The sequence below is a fragment of the Waltera sp. genome, assembly GCF_046969025.1.
GTDB classification, from domain to species: domain Bacteria; phylum Bacillota; class Clostridia; order Lachnospirales; family Lachnospiraceae; genus Acetatifactor; species Acetatifactor acetigignens.
Map to the genome: position 1 here is coordinate 183,670 of NZ_JBKVQF010000002.1, position 15,052 is coordinate 198,721.

At 47.8% G+C, this 15,052-nt stretch carries 14 protein-coding genes, 3 pseudogenes and 1 other annotated feature; of the genes and pseudogenes, 2 read left to right on the forward strand and 15 right to left on the reverse strand.

Features of this window, described 5'->3' with window-relative positions; all coding sequences use genetic code 11:
- Positions 1-4: 4 nt before the first annotated feature.
- The 6 genes and pseudogenes from aroQ to ACLTOH_RS01835 all read right to left on the reverse strand — a co-directional run bounded on the left by aroQ (position 5) and on the right by ACLTOH_RS01835 (position 3,367).
- On the reverse strand, positions 5-439 hold the full coding sequence (gene aroQ, locus ACLTOH_RS01810; RefSeq protein WP_117464990.1) for a type II 3-dehydroquinate dehydratase: 435 nt from the start codon (positions 437-439) through the stop codon (positions 5-7).
- A 60-nt stretch (positions 440-499) separates the two neighbouring features.
- Positions 500-994 (reverse strand): annotated as a pseudogene (locus ACLTOH_RS01815) (shikimate kinase); the annotation flags it as partial.
- 3 nt (positions 995-997) lie between these two features.
- Positions 998-1,891 carry a shikimate dehydrogenase gene (aroE, locus tag ACLTOH_RS01820; RefSeq protein ID WP_337414729.1) on the reverse strand — a complete coding sequence of 298 codons (894 nt, stop codon included), beginning with the start codon at positions 1,889-1,891 and terminating at the stop codon, positions 998-1,000.
- Positions 1,881-2,402, reverse strand: a complete 522-nt coding sequence (locus tag ACLTOH_RS01825) for a YqeG family HAD IIIA-type phosphatase (protein WP_337414728.1) — start codon at positions 2,400-2,402, stop codon at positions 1,881-1,883. Before ACLTOH_RS01825 ends, aroE begins: the two co-directional genes overlap by 11 nt.
- Complete coding sequence (locus ACLTOH_RS01830; RefSeq protein WP_022311920.1) at positions 2,374-2,985, reverse strand: uridine kinase; 612 nt, start codon at positions 2,983-2,985, stop codon at positions 2,374-2,376. Before ACLTOH_RS01830 ends, ACLTOH_RS01825 begins: the two co-directional genes overlap by 29 nt.
- Positions 2,960-3,367 carry a DUF3842 family protein gene (locus ACLTOH_RS01835; protein ID WP_022311921.1) on the reverse strand — a complete coding sequence of 136 codons (408 nt, stop codon included), beginning with the start codon at positions 3,365-3,367 and terminating at the stop codon, positions 2,960-2,962. The genes ACLTOH_RS01830 and ACLTOH_RS01835 overlap by 26 nt, the downstream gene beginning before the upstream one ends.
- A gap of 264 nt (positions 3,368-3,631) precedes the next feature.
- Here ACLTOH_RS01835 and ACLTOH_RS01840 point away from each other — a divergent pair, with 264 nt between their 5' ends.
- A complete protein-coding gene (locus tag ACLTOH_RS01840) occupies positions 3,632-4,204 on the forward strand; it encodes an ECF transporter S component (protein ID WP_337414724.1) in 573 nt (190 codons plus the stop codon).
- Between the two features lie 55 nt (positions 4,205-4,259).
- Here ACLTOH_RS01840 and ACLTOH_RS01845 read toward each other — a convergent pair whose 3' ends face one another.
- The 5 genes from ACLTOH_RS01845 to ACLTOH_RS01865 all read right to left on the reverse strand — a co-directional run bounded on the left by ACLTOH_RS01845 (position 4,260) and on the right by ACLTOH_RS01865 (position 11,972).
- A complete protein-coding gene (locus ACLTOH_RS01845; protein ID WP_412223207.1) occupies positions 4,260-5,606 on the reverse strand; it encodes an MATE family efflux transporter in 1,347 nt (448 codons plus the stop codon).
- A gap of 173 nt (positions 5,607-5,779) precedes the next feature.
- Positions 5,780-7,471: a carbon starvation protein A gene (locus ACLTOH_RS01850; RefSeq protein WP_412223208.1), complete on the reverse strand. Its 1,692-nt coding sequence runs from the start codon at positions 7,469-7,471 to the stop codon at positions 5,780-5,782.
- Between the two features lie 106 nt (positions 7,472-7,577).
- Positions 7,578-7,852, reverse strand: a binding site (T-box leader).
- Positions 7,853-7,932: 80 nt separating this feature from the next.
- Positions 7,933-8,904: a PIN domain-containing protein gene (locus ACLTOH_RS01855; RefSeq protein ID WP_412223209.1), complete on the reverse strand. Its 972-nt coding sequence runs from the start codon at positions 8,902-8,904 to the stop codon at positions 7,933-7,935.
- Entirely contained in the window at positions 8,904-10,052 is a 1,149-nt protein-coding gene (locus ACLTOH_RS01860) for a hypothetical protein (RefSeq protein ID WP_412123461.1), read from the reverse strand. Before ACLTOH_RS01860 ends, ACLTOH_RS01855 begins: the two co-directional genes overlap by 1 nt.
- Before the next feature lie 24 nt (positions 10,053-10,076).
- Positions 10,077-11,972: a DUF6020 family protein gene (locus tag ACLTOH_RS01865; protein ID WP_412123460.1), complete on the reverse strand. Its 1,896-nt coding sequence runs from the start codon at positions 11,970-11,972 to the stop codon at positions 10,077-10,079.
- A 270-nt stretch (positions 11,973-12,242) separates the two neighbouring features.
- On the opposite strand from ACLTOH_RS01865, the gene ACLTOH_RS01870 reads away from it, so the two are divergent.
- Entirely contained in the window at positions 12,243-12,449 is a 207-nt protein-coding gene (locus ACLTOH_RS01870) for a hypothetical protein (protein ID WP_118668302.1), read from the forward strand.
- A gap of 120 nt (positions 12,450-12,569) precedes the next feature.
- On the opposite strand, the gene ACLTOH_RS01875 is transcribed toward ACLTOH_RS01870, so the two are convergent.
- From ACLTOH_RS01875 to ACLTOH_RS01890, 4 genes and pseudogenes are all read right to left on the reverse strand, one after another.
- Complete coding sequence (locus ACLTOH_RS01875; RefSeq protein WP_337545569.1) at positions 12,570-13,121, reverse strand: GNAT family protein; 552 nt, start codon at positions 13,119-13,121, stop codon at positions 12,570-12,572.
- A 596-nt stretch (positions 13,122-13,717) separates the two neighbouring features.
- Positions 13,718-13,819 (reverse strand): annotated as a pseudogene (locus ACLTOH_RS01880) (PrgI family protein); the annotation flags it as partial.
- 76 nt (positions 13,820-13,895) lie between these two features.
- Positions 13,896-14,432: a hypothetical protein gene (locus ACLTOH_RS01885; protein WP_118503238.1), complete on the reverse strand. Its 537-nt coding sequence runs from the start codon at positions 14,430-14,432 to the stop codon at positions 13,896-13,898.
- A 12-nt stretch (positions 14,433-14,444) separates the two neighbouring features.
- Positions 14,445-14,899, reverse strand: a pseudogene (locus tag ACLTOH_RS01890) (hypothetical protein); the annotation flags it as partial.
- Positions 14,900-15,052 lie beyond the last annotated feature (153 nt).

Genomic DNA, 15,052 nt, shown 5'->3' on the forward strand with positions numbered 1-15,052 from the left:
GAAACTACTGCCTGTTCTCCCGCAGGAAGTCGATAGCCTGCAGATAACCGTCCAGTCCCTGTCCGTAAATCTGCCTGTTACATACCGGTGCTGTCACAGAAATCTTGCGGAACTCTTCTCTGCTCGTAATATCGGAAATATGAATCTCCACCTTGGGAATATCCACGCTTGCCAGAGCATCCCGGATGGCATAGCTGTAATGGGTGTAGGCACCGGGGTTGATCACGATCCCCTCTGTTCCGTCAGAATAAGCCTCCTGGATCCTGTCGATGATGGCTCCTTCATGGTTGCTCTGGAACACCTGGATCTCCTCTCCGGTTTCTTTTGCTTTTTTGTCGATCAGATCCAGTAAATACTGATAGTCCTGTGTTCCGTAGATCTTTTTCTCACGGATTCCCAGAAAATTCAGATTCGGTCCGTTGATCACCAGAATTTTCATCTTTTTTCTCTCCTTTTTTCTCTGTATGTCTTTCTGCTTCCGTAACTGCAGCTGTAACTCTTCCGCCAGTTCATCGGAATGCCTGTTATCCACATCCAGTATAATGTCCGCACATTCCGCATAGATTTTGTCCCGGATCTCCAGCAGTTCCCGGATCCTTGTCAGAGGATCCTCACACTGCAGCAGGGGCCTTGTAGTGTCATTTTTCAGCCGCTCGTAGACCACTTCCGGCGACACGCGCAGATATACCACTGTTCCACACTGATGCAGCAGGGGCCGGTTCACCGGATTGACCGGAGTGCCTCCTCCCACAGACAGGATACGTTCGTATTTCTGTTCCCCGCATTTTCGCAGCAGTTCCGTCTCCAGTTCCCGGAAATAGGATTCACCGTCATCCGCAAAGATCTGTGTGATGCTCCTGCCCTCCTGTCTCTCGATCAGCTTGTCCGTGTCTTCTACCGGCATCCGTAGCAGATAGGACAGTTTCAGTCCCAGTGTTGTCTTCCCCGATCCCATAAAGCCGATCAGGACGATATTCCTTCGTTTGTGTTTCATTTTTTATTTTCCGTCCTCTGTTTTTTTTGCTTTCTGCATCCGTTCATAGACTTTGTCTGCAAGCCAGGGTTCCACCTGGCAGCCTGTCCACAATTCAAAAGCAATGATTCCCTGATAGAGAAGCATCTTTGCGCCATTATAGGCTTCACCGCCCTGTGCCTCCACCAGTTCCATAAACCGGGTCTTCGGCGGATTGAAGATCAGATCATATCCGGTGTGTACTCTCTTATAAAATGTGGGATCCTCGATCAACGCCGCATCACAGTCCGGATACATACCCACACTGGTGGCCTGTATTGCCAGATAGCGTTCCCCTTCCGGCAGCGTATCATACGCATCTATAGACAGGGCTTTTGCAAATTTCCGTTTTTTTCCGGTGAGGTGATTTACTTCGTCCGCTATGCTCTGTGCCTTTTCCACCGTACGGTTCAGGATAATGGCCTCTTTCGCCCCCTTATCCAACAGCATCATGGCTACCGCTCTGGCTACTCCTCCGGCTCCCAGGATCAGCACTTTCTGTCCCTTGACTTTGACGCCGTCCTCGCACATGGCCCGGTACAATCCCGGCATATCGGTATTGTAGCCTTTATAGCCCTTTTCCGTGCGGACCAGCGTATTTACAGCACCGATATTTGATGCCAGCGGATCTATGTCATCCAGGTACGGGATCACATCGCTTTTATAGGGAACCGTTACATTTATTCCCAGCAGATTCAGTGCAAAAGCACCCTTCACGGCATCCTCCAGTCTTCCGGTCTCCACATGGAACGGGACATAGGCCAGATTTTTCCCAAGCACCATGGACAGGGTATTGTGGATCACCGGAGACAGGGTGTGCTCCACCGGGTTTCCGATCAGTCCGCAGGTTCTGGTATAGCCATTGATATCATTCAGCATTTTGATTTCCTTTCCGACGCTTTTCTCTATGGTAGAAAAACAGTACGATCTTTTCCAGATATCTCTTGAGTACGATCTGAATCTCTTCTTTCGGATGAATGGGTTTCGTCAGATAGGTCACGATCCCGCATTTCTTAGCTCCCCACACATCGGTGAACAGCTGATCCCCCACAAAAAGTGTGGTATCCGCCCCGGTATGCATCTGTTCCATAGCCCGCAGATAACCTTCTCTTCCGGGTTTCCCGGCCTTATAGATATAGGAAGCACCTACTGCATCCGCAAAACTTTTTACGCGGGGCTCCTTGTTGTTCGATAACAGCAGTGTCTGAAATCCCAGTTCCCGCAATCTGCCGAAGAACTCTGTTGCCTGCGGTGTTGCCGGTGCCCCGTGCGGTACGAGTGTATTGTCAATATCAAAAATGATTCCGCGATACCCCTGTTCATATAATGTTCTGTAATCTATGCCATAGGCGGAATTCGCCTCATAATCCGGGTAAAACTGATGCAGCATCTGTCTCGCCTTTCGTCTGTTTTATAATGTAATCGGTATTCTCCTCTAGGGAAAATGCCTGAAAATATGCTTCTTCCAACGGAATCCACAGCTGCAGGAAGTCCTGTAGTATGTCCTCTCCGTTCCTCGTGCGGATCCGCTCCGTCTGCGTCTCATGGTCTATGTCCAGAAATACTTTCCGGTCCATGTATTCTCCCAGTACCGGATGGCAGCTGTAAGCGCCTTCCACGAATACAAAACCGTTATTTTGTACCGGGAGCCAGTCTCCCGGTGCCATGCGGGAACAGTCAAATCTCTGATAGGAAAATGCTTGTCCCGATGCAAGCTTCGGTATGACTTCCGTCAAAAATCGTTCATAGTGCACATTTCCGCCGGGCTCGCTTCTGCGCTCCTGCGTCCGAAGTGCAGGCGGCAGAAAAAAATCATCCATATGGATCACATCTCCGCCCAGTTCTTTTGCAAGTCTGGCAGCCAGTGTTGTCTTCCCTGCGGCGCATCTGCCGTCAATGGCAATAATGCGCATTCCGGTGGGAAGCACACGCAATTCCTCTGTCAGCTCAGAAACAGTTCTCAGCGATCTCATCCACAGCCTCCGCAATGTATTCTCCCAGGCGTCTGCTCTCGACTCCCACGATAGTGGCATGGCATTTACTCATGGGGATCAGGATCAGTTTTGCATCATTCGAAGCTACCGCTGCTGCCATGGTGGGGGTGATCTCACCTAACATGGCATCCGCCATGACGATTCCCACCGGTCCTACGATCACGTCTGCTCTCTTACTGTTATATACCACGGCATTCTCCCCGGTGGCACCGCTTGTCACGCCGCTCTTCATCATATTCGCCGTAGCTGTGGCGTTGGTTCCCACTGCGATCAGTTCCGCCTCCGGAAACCGTTCCTTCAGAGCCTCCAGCAGGCTTCTGCCTACGCCTCCGCCCTGGCCGTCCATTACCATAATACGCATAACTTTACTCCTGCCAAAAATAATACATACATGTTCCATGATAGCATGGCAAATGCTTTTTTGCAATTTATCTTGACAAAAAAATGCCCACCCTTTATTATGTATTATGCTTCAGGAAGGAGCTTAACGCCAGAAGGCATATTTATCCCAGAAGGGAAAAGTGTGCCGTTCTGGCTTTTTTGTTACTGTTCAGGTTTCTCCGTCTCGGAGAGGCTTTTTGCGAATGGAGACTCTGAACAGTTATATCTTATCAGGAGGTTTTCCATGAAAAAATTAACTGTTTTAAACAAGAGCATCCTCACTGCTCTGTGTATTGCCTTATGTGTGGTTCTGCCCATGACTCTGCACGCCATTCCCAAGGGCGGTGTCCTGTTCTCCCCCATGCATCTGCCCGTGCTTCTGTGCGGTCTGGTCTGTGGAGCACCTTTCGGTCTGGTCTGCGGCATTCTCGGACCTCTGGTATCCAGTCTGCTTACCGGTATGCCCGTTTTTGGATATATGCCTGTTATGATGATCGAGTTGGGACTCTATGGTCTGATCAGCGGTCTGGTCTTGCAGTTTCTCCGCAGCGGTAAGCTGATCATTGATCTGTATGCGGCTTTAATCATCGCCATGCTGGGCGGCCGTGTGATCACCGGTATCCTGCGCGCACTGATCTTTGCAGGCGGTTCCTACAGCTGGTCTGCCTGGGCTGCCGGATATTTCGTATCCTGCCTCCCCGGTATCATTATCCAGCTGATTCTGATCCCCATCATCTATGTTGCACTGGAACGCGCTCATCTCCTGCCGGTTCGTTACGCTGCTGTTTCTGCTGCCGCAGAGACCGAAGCTGCATAATATAAAGAGCGACATGCACCGCCGGGCACACCACGCAAAAAATGGCTCTTCTGTCTTACGACAGGAGAGCCATTTTCTGTTTGTAAATTCGTATGAAATAGAGGATTTCCGCCACTGCGGTGATACTCCAGGAGAAAACATACAGCAGATACAGGGACGGTATCGTATGGAAATAGGCAAATACGGTGTAGACCCAGATTACACGGAACACGCAGGAGCCCATGATGACAATGAACATAGGTATAATGCTCTTGCCCATGGCTCTGGCCGCCGCAATGGTACAGTCCATAAATGCCGAAATACAATACGAAAATCCCATGATTGTCAGACGGTACATACCGGCATTCATAACTGCCGCATCTCTGGTAAACAGGGACAAAAACGCTCTTCCGAAAAATACCAGTGACACTCCCAGGATCAGACCGATGGCGAAGGAATATGCCAGGCTGATGAGGTAACTGTTCCGCACCCTTTTCTTCTTGCCCGCACCGTAATTCTGTCCCATAAAGCTGCCGCAGGCGGTATAGAATGCCGCCATGACATCGTATACCATGGCATCTGCATTGGTGGCTGCGGAATTGCCTGCCACCATGGTGGCATCAAAGGAATTCACACCCATCTGCACAAAGCTGTTGGCAAACTGGAAAATTACGTTCTGCAATCCGGAGGGCATTCCCAGCTTCAGGATATCCTTCGTAAGTTCCGGATCCAACCGCAGCTTTCCCGGATGCAAGGCATAAATGTCTTTGCAGCGAAGCAGTGCCTGCAGGATTAATGCTGCAGATACATACTGGGAAATGATACTGGCCAATGCCACTCCTGCCACATCCATATGACAGACGATCACAAAAAACAGGTTCAGAATAATATTCAGCACTCCGGAAAAACCAAGATAATACAGAGGCTTCTTCGTATTCCCCACTGCGCTGTACACCGCATTACCAAAGTTGTAAATGGCCAGCGCCGGCATTCCCAGATAATAGATCCGCAGGTACAATACTGCTTTGTCCAAAAGTTCCTCTCTGGTCTTCAGCATTGTCAGCATCCACTCGGATAAGCCGACTCCCAGTACCAGTAACAGCACTCCCATGATCAGGCTGACCAGTGCGGCGGAGTGAATCGTCTTCGACAGACTGTCCTTATCCTTCGCTCCGTAATATAACGCTGTCAGCACATTAATACCGCCGGACAGGCCGATCAAAAATCCGGTAAACATGGTGACCAACGTGGCTGTGGACCCTACCGCTCCCAGCGACAGGGAACCGGCGAACTGACCGATCACCGCAATATCCGCCATGTTGAAAAGCACCTGTAGCAGATTGGACAGCATTAACGGCACACTGAAGATCAGTATTTTCTTTCCTAAGGGTCCTTCCGTCAGATCCTGCATATTCTGTTTCATTTTCAATCCTATCCTTTTATCTTCTTCCCATATTTGTATCTCTGTTATTACTCTTCCCATCAGCGTCCACTCTGACGAAAAGAACGGTCAAAGAGTTTTTTGCTCCTTGACCGTTCCTTATTCTAGCATATCTTATCTTTCTTTTCTACCGGAAAATCAATTTTTTTGACAACTTATGCTGCCTCTTTTTCTGAATTTTTCCCGGCACCGAACAGCTTGCGGATGCAGCTGTAAGCAACCATAACTCCCAGTACCATAAGCAGTATGGCTACGATCAGCTGTAAGCCGTCTACCAGGAAGCTTGCCTGTCCGGCTGCCACATTTTTCACCAGGGCAACTGTCTTCTGGATCAATGCAGTAAAGGTTACGACCAGCATCATTCCCATAGGGAAGTACAGTGTCCAGCCGGTACGACCGGTAGTCTTTAAGAATACGGCCAGGGCGATCAATACCAGTGCTGCCAGCAGCTGGTTCGCAGAACCGAACAGCGGCCATACATTGTTGTATCCGCCAAGAGTCAGCAGATAACCGAAAAACAAAGTGATCACAGTTGCAAAATACTTATTGGTAAGAACTCTCTGCACGGGAGTCATCTTTGCGGTATCTGTGGTGTCTCCCAGGAACAGCTCCTGGAAGGACATACGCCCGATTCTTGCTACGGAATCCAGAGAAGTCAGTGCCAATGCAGATACACACATGGTCATGAATACAGTTGCTACGGTTACGGGAACCCCCATCTTCTCCAGGAATCCTGCGACACCGGAGGAGAAAATGGAGAACGGTGTACCATCGGGCTTCGTGCCATTGACTGCAACTGCACCGACAACTACCAGTGCAACCACACCCAGCAGGCTCTCTACAATCATGGCACCATAACCTACCATGGGCATATCTTTTTCATTACTGATGGTCTTGGATGAAGTACCGGAGGATACCAGGCTGTGGAAGCCGGATACCGCACCGCAGGCGATGGTGACGAACAGAGTCGGGAACAGGCCGCTGTTACCTACCTGAAAACCGTTAAATGCATTCAGCTCCATATCGGGATGAGCCACAACCACACCAAGTACGGCACCGATGATCATACCCAGCAGCATAAAGGTGGTCATGTAATCTCTGGGCTGCATCAGAAGCCACATGGGCATTACGGATGCAAGGAACAGGTATGCCATGATGATGTAGATCCATGCAGTCTTGGAAGCATAGATGGGAAGATGCATACCTACAGCGAACATTACTACCAACAGACCGATGGCTACGACTGCCTTGACCCACTCGTTCATCTTGCCGACCTTTTTCTGGATCAGACCGAAGATCACTGCTACAACGATGAACAACATGGAAATGGATGCCGCACTGCCGTTGGCATATGCCACACTGGCATCTTCCAGTCCGGTACCTACGAAGGTACCTGCCACCATATCGGTAAATGCCGCAATGACTAACAGAGTGAATAGCCAGCAGAACAGCATGAACAACTTTCTGCCGGTCTTACCAATGTATTTTTCAATGATCATTCCCATGGATTTTCCTTCGTTCTTCACGGAGGCATACAGCGCACCGAAATCCTGTACGGCACCGAAGAACAGACCGCCGATCAGAAGCCACAGGAGCACGGGAACCCATCCGAATACCGATGCGAGGATGGGACCCGTCACAGGACCTGCTCCGGCGATAGAGGAAAACTGATGAGAAAATACAGTGAATTTGGAGGAAGGCACGAAGTCCTCTCCGTCTTCATGGGTAAACGCAGGCGTCTTCGCCTTCTCATCGATTCCCCACTTTTTTGCAAGCCATCTTCCGTAGAAGACATAGCCTGCTACCAGCACTACCATTGCGATCAGAATGATTACCAAACTGTTCATTTTTGTTTCCTTCTTTCTTGTGTCTTGTTGTTTTGTCGTGACAGAAAGAAAAATTCTGATTGCCCGTAAAACAAAAAAGCTTTCCGTCTCCAGTGCTTTATAAGCACTCAAAGACGAAAAGCTCTAAGCTCTCCGCGTTACCACTTTGCTTGCCGTATATCTTATACGACCTCTTGTTCCCATCTCCATGAAACACATAAAAATCATGCTTCATTTCCAACAGGCTTCTAAATAACGGTAGAATACCGGTGACACCTACTTAACTGCTTCAGTGTACTTCTCACAGAGGATAGTCTGTCATGCTCACATGCCGTCTCACACCAGCCGGCGGCTCTCTGAAATGCTTCCGTATGCAGATCTTGTTCTGCTCATCGAATTTCACTTTCTGTTCGATAGCAAAGATACCACTCTGATTTTATAATGTCAATAGTTTTCTTTTAATTTTTTGTTGATCTATTTTATCATTTTCCCTTTTTATCCGCGATCAGAGGTTTGATAGCGGAATAAATCTCGCTGGTACGTTTACTGTCCTTGAACTCTTTGTTCAGGGCATTGTTGATTCCCTGTTTGGTCTTGTACTGGCGGATGAATTTTACCACCTGAGGAACGATGGTCTGGTCGGAAAGCACCTTTTCCACTGCCTGGGCCAGTTCATCCGGCTCTTCTGCTGATTTCTTCTCTGAAGCCTTCTTATCAACAGTTTTCTCCGTCGTTTTCTTTTCTGCCATATTTGCAGTATTCTTCTTCCGGGTATTTCCGCTCTTTTTCCTTACCGTTTTTTTCACGGGTTCCACAGGCACAGGTTCCAGTATCTCAGGCAGCGGTTCTTCCAGAATCTGCACGCTCACAAATGCTGGCTCTGCAATCCCCTCTGCATCCACTTCCGCCTTCGGTTCCTCCGTCATTACCGCTGTTGCGTTCTCTGTCTCCTGTTCTGTGCTTCCCGCTGCCACCGGCTCTGCCTCTTCCACCGACAGAGCCTGCACGCTCTCCTGTTCCGTACTTTCCGTTACTTCCATTGCGTTTTCTTCGGTCAGGAGATTTTGTTCCGCCATTGGATTCTTTCCCCACAAGAGATTACGGATAATGCGCACGGGAACTCCCTGTGCTTTCCAGTATACCATCAGGCTGGTGAAGCCGTTGTCCTTGGTCACAATAAAGTAATCCGGGTGTATCCCTTCCCTCTGCTGCTCACAGATCAGGTAACCGAGATACGTTGCCAGCTGGAAATCCAGTGCATTCTTGGTACCCACTGCTACCTTGTGGTAAATGATCTGTGCTTTCGTCTCATTCAGCTTCCGGTGCAGGTCAAAGGTCATGCTGTCCGCATTGTCACTGTAGAAAATGCAGACGGTATCCTCCTCCGCCAGCAGTTCCACTCCCTCCATGCCTCGGCTCTTTACATTTTCAAAATCAATCAGATAATAGGCCATTATTTCTCCTCCCCATTTGTTGTATCAATTTCTTCCGCTTTACCAGTCTCTTCCGGTGTCCCCTGCTCCGGTTCCGCCGGTGCATCCTTCTGTTCCACAGTCTCTACAGGCTCTGTGTTTTCTACCGGTCCGGTTGTCTCCGGCGTCCCGGACTCCTCTGCACCTGCCTGCGGCTTTTCCTCCGTCACGGCTTCCGGCTCTTTTGAGATGCCTGTCTTCGTTCTGCTCTCCTCTGTGGCTTTCTTCTTCGCCGGAAGCTTTTCGCGAATGCTTTCTTTCCAGCCGGTGAGCTTCTCATCCCTCCGGTTCTTCCGTTCCCTTCGCTTTGCTGCCCGTTCCTGTCTGGCCTCTTCCTTAAGTTCCAGTTTTTCCTGTTTTCTGGCCTGTTTTGCCAGTGCCTTTTCTTCCAGTTCCACTTCCTTGACAGCGGCTTTTTCTATATCCCGGATATAGCGGTCCGCCTTTTTGTGGTTCTTACGGTCCAGGCGGTATGGGTCATACACAAAGTACGATACCGCTCCCAGCACCAGAATCACCACACCGGCAATCGTCAGTACCGGTACGACGATCCCATACTCCGTAAATCCCAGTTCAAAACAGACAAATACGATCAGCATGGCCGGAAACAACAGCAGATACAGAATTCTTGTCACCATATCCAACAATGCATGCTGTCTTTTCCCATTGGTCAGAAGTGTTCCCTCAATAGCGGTATAAAATGCCATAAAAATACACAATTCCGAACCGAAGCCATGAAGATATCCGCAGATTCCGGTCAGAATCAGCGACAGAAAAAACATGCCGAACGCCGTTCCCTGATACCAGGCATTGCGGTACTCCGTCATTCCCTGCAGCTTGTCCTCACTGATGCCGTGCATCCGATAGACATCCTTGCGGATCATCCGTTCAAATTCTTCGTTATACCGCTGTTCCTCTCTGGTATTGCGCAGGTGGTCTTCCACTGCCTTGCTCATCTGCTCGATATATTCCTGCTCCTTGCGGATCCGTTTGGTTCTGAGCTGCTCCAGCTCATTCTGGCGCCTGACTTCCTCTTCCAGTTTCCGTACCTTTCCGATCCGGGGATTCTTTACCATAATCTCCGGATTCTCCGGAAGCACAGTTGTTTCGTTCTTCTCCTGATTCTCCATTGGGTCCTCTTTCCGTTTATATTATCATCCAATAGCCTTATTATAGATTTTCCGGCCCAGAAAAACAACCTTTTGTTCCCTGTTTTCATTGCTTTGGCTCTTCATCCTGTCACTCGAGAAAAATGCCGCAAGTACCGGCAGCATTACCATAATGGGGAATAAATAACGTACCTGCACTACCGGCCCCAGCAACATAGTCCCAAAGTATAAAAACGGCAGTAAGCTCATCTGGAAACACCAGTATTTTCTTCGATACAGGCACAACACCATCAAAAAGAACAGGCTCCAGCTGTATAGAGATCCATGAAAAATAACGGAAAGCACCGGCCATTCATTAAAGCAGTTACCACTGACGATCTTTTCCAGCACTTTTTCCAGTGCCGGGAATTTCGACCGATGTTCAATACTGCCATAGCCTTCGATTTCCGAGGAAGTATAGGTAAAGAGCACACCATACCTTGTGTCTGTGCCATAGCCCAGATTTTCCGCCCAGGAGAAATCATCCCAGAACCAGTATCCTCTGGTCAGTTCCAGAAAAGCATCCAGGAACTCGTTCGGATACCGTTTGCCCACTCGTAGCCAGTCTCTCAAAAACTGCCTGGAATTCTCCGTATATGCCGAAGCATTTACCGCGCCCTTGATGGTATCCGCCAGCGGCGCATAATAAGCATCCCAATGATCTCTCGGCACATATTTTTCCAGCAATGCCGCCAGCTCCGGATCCTGCGCCTCCAGTTCCTCTCCATGATAATATGCCACTCTGGCAAACTGCTGGATGGGAACGCTGTAAGCCTCGATCTTCGGAGCCTCCAGCCGGGTCCCTATGGCTGTCTGGATCACATTTCGCATTCCGGTCTCTCCCAGTACCAGACAAATCCCCAGAATCAGAATACCCAGTTTTTCCTTTTTCGGCCGCAGGATCAATAACAGCAGCATAAATACCGCCACCGCATATACTGCATTATTACGAAACTGCATCATCAGACAGCCTTCAGCCACCAGAAGAATGTTCATGAGGATTTTCTTTTTTCCGTTGCTGAAATAATTTCTCTCCAGAAAAAGTAAAAAGAACAACGTAAACAATATGGTAAACAAGGTATCCTTTGTGGTACACACCACTAAAACCGTGTTGTATGGGAAAAGCGCCAGAAATAGTGTTGTTACCACCACCGGCCATTTTTTAGCAGTCATCCGCCAGATCATGGACGTTGCATAACCCATGACCAGAGCATACAGCACCATCTGGAATACCGCCATACAGGCCATTCCCGCCTCGTAGGATCCGATGGCCGTTCCAATCTGTAAAAACAGCCGGATCAGCCATGTATGTGCAATGGGCTGCAAGGGATAAAACCATTCCAGGCCCTTATACGCTTCGTTGACCTGTCTGTGAAAATCGTAAGACATGATGATCGGGTAATAAGCCAGCCATACCGGAATCAGGCACAGGAAAATAACGACTGCCGTTACTGCGAATACAATGCCGGACTTCCAATATCTCCCCGACATCGTTGCTTCTCCTCTCGCAGAGAGTCGGTCTATCCCGTCAAGCAACAGATTTGCAAAAGGAAATGCGGCAACACTTAAGCACAGCGCACGGATCAGGATCATCCCTTTGCCCCGGACTCCGCAATCCGTCATTCCCAGATTCTGCAACTGATATCCCATGACCATGGACAAGGCAAACAGGAAGCTGATCACTGCCACATAACAGATTCTGCGCTTCCTGTCCCTTTTCTCCTCTATTTTCCGGAGATTTTGCTCCGTCTGCTGCAACATAGAATAGATTCCCACAGCCAGCAGCACATTCAGAACACTGTAATAGTTCCGGTTCACCGGCTGTAAGCTGAACAGATATGCCACCCCGTAGACACCGCACAGAGTCAGAACCGCTCTGCCCGAAGTTCCTTTGTATTTCATCCATTTATCCTTTGCAATAGTCAATCGTAAGATGCCTCCATACATTTATTTCCATTTCTTCCACTATATTGAAATTTACACTTTCTGTCAATCATTGTAAGTTCTTTTCTATTTGATATATTGTATATATTCAACAAATATAGTAATGATTCCTATTATTATATTTATAATTTTTGCGCATTTCTTTTTTTTATAAAAAGAGATATACTATATACAGAAACAAGGAAATGTTTCCACAAACTCATAAACCAACAGAAAGGATGATAGATTATGGCAAAATTATATACGATCACTTTAAATGGCGTTACAGAGGAAACTTACAATCAGGCTACCGATTATATTCAGAAAAACGCACTGCGTCTGAACTACCGGCCGGTTGCTTCCACCATTGATGTGGAATTTCCAGATGACATCGATCCCGCGAAAGCTCCGGAGCTTACCGACGCAGTGATCCGCGAGGTGCATCAGACTCTGTAATTTTTTTGATTTTTACTTTTGTAAAATAGCAAAGCAAAAAAAGTCCGTCGATGCTTTAACGCTCCGACGGACTTTTTTGTTGTGCCCGCTAACTTGCGGACACTTTTCGCATGAAGACCCTTAAGGTTCAAGTGGTTGCCGGTATTCCTCATATAAGATATCCATGTGCAGCCAGTCATAGTGGTTCCGCATATAGTAACAATGTCCCCGATATCTGCCACTTATTCTGAATCCTGCCTTCTCGTAACACTTAATTGCAGGGGTGTTCGTTTCCAGTACATCCAGATGGACACTATACACTCCCAGCGCCATAAAGCAGTACCGCAAGAGTATCTGCACGACTTCGGTTCCAATGCCTTTTCCACGCACCGACTTTTCTCCGATGTTAATGGATAACCAGGCTGACATATCCTCAGTTCGATGGTCAATATGACAATATCCAATCAATGTGTCTGTCTCTTTCAGGACAATTCCCATCCGCATGACAGAATGGTCTCTTACCCAACCGGGCATCCGGGTGATGTCCACCACAGAATGCGCATGCTCTATAAAGACACAGGTGGTTTCATCCGACATCCACTTCGCGTATAAGCCGACTGCCTCCTCATCATCCCTCAGTACGGATAAAAAAATTTGATTTCCATCTAATCTGCATATATTTTTACTCATCATGCCACCTTACATCTGCTCTGTGTGTTGCGAAGTCCTTGATGTTATTTGAATTATAACATAGAACTTCCTTTTTGGGCACTATATTCTTCGAACATCCGCCGCTTACGCAAAGCCCAAAGTCTCCGCAGACAATCACATAGTCCTGTTCGCCTTCACAATCTCATTCAGGCGTACCGGTCCGTATCCATATAACATGCAGCCCACATTATAAGCGTTCTCCCCCTGATTCATATATTCCCATGTTTCATCCCTCTTATCGTGAATATGACCATAAAAGTGCAAGTGACCTCTGTAAGAGCCATTCCATTCCGACATCGGATAATGGTACAGACCCAAGAACCAGATGCTTATGTCCCTTTAGTTGACTCAGATACCATTCCGCACTTTTTTCGTTTCTATAGCAGAAATCCCCCAAAATATACACATTGTCATCATGATTTACTCTTTGATTCCATAAGGATATCATTGCCTCATCCATGACTTCCACATTTTTAAAGGGGCGATGGTCAAAGTCAATTACTCGCCCTGCATCTTGGGCATAAAGGGATACCCGCAGGGTGTTTTCTTAATTTTGCCCTGCTTTCTGGGCATAGAAGTATGCCGCAGGCAAGGGCGGAAAAAAGGAACTGCCGCATAGACAGCCCGAAAAACATGGATTCCGTGTAATTGCGGATTTCTTTATTTATCTTTACTTCCAATCCATAAACACCTCCTTTTTAGCACAAAAAAATTGCCATCTTTGGAAAAATGACGATTCTTCAAGTTTTACTCCGTTTACTTCCAACTCATTCTTGCGTTATATACATTGTTTACAGCTTCAATATAGCATATGAAAGAGGGATGGTCGTGGTCGTTCTGCCGCAGGTATCTGTTTTTGATATTCAAATACTGCGTTCTGACAAGCTGCCATTTTCCCCTTTTCTTAATATACTTAGCCTTTTTCTGTATTCCTGCGGAATGAGGGGCTTTGTTCCAATAGTATTCATCCCGATAAGTGAACCCTGTTTTTTTGTGAATAAGTCTGTAAAAATCTTCCTCTGTATCTCTGCATACAATGCAGACATCCATTGAAAACTCAGTAGGATTTCCTCTAACAAAATGAATTTCCCCCGTAGTCAGAGAAGATGTTGAATCCTCACAATCTCCTAAATCACGCTCGTTTAACGCCTTATTAAAGGATTTCCTCGCACATTCTTTTAGATTTATGCGATCCTCAAAATCTTCACATCTTACAATCTCAAGGTTGTAATCCAAATCTATCGACAACGAAGCATTTTGTACCCCGTCCTTAAATATATATACACGTTTCATCCGCTTTCTCCCTTACAAGCCCATCATTTCACGCACGACACGGTCTGCCATCTTGACCGCACCGACAAGGACGAGCATATTGAATACCAGTTCCCCGATATAGCTCCACACCATCGTGACCGTAGCCGCATCGGGATTGACCACGGGCGGGGAAGCCGCAAACACCGAAAAGATAATGCAGGCAAGCACGATGATTGCACCCTCAAGGCACACGGCACAATAACTCTTGATAAAGCTCCTGCCGACATTCTGGCTCGGCTCTCCCGCAAAGAAGAAAGAGGGACGGGAGCGATTGCGGTATAAAGGTACAGCTTGAAAAACCTGCCGTACACCGACATTATCATAATGAACGACAGCACTGTGATGAACAGCCCGCCGATGAGCGTCACCGCCCATAGGGGAATGCTTTCAAAAAAGCCGCAGTCCTCCACGGCTGTCACAATCTCCGTCGGCAACACCGTCTTTTTGCGATTTGACATAGATGCGTCCTCCTTTCGCATAGTTTTAGCCACTTTGTCAAGGTGGCTATGTAAACAAGTACAAGAGAACGCAAAAAACCGCCTAATCTTAAAATCAATAAGAATAAGCGGCTTTGTAATTTGCCTTAGACATATTCAATT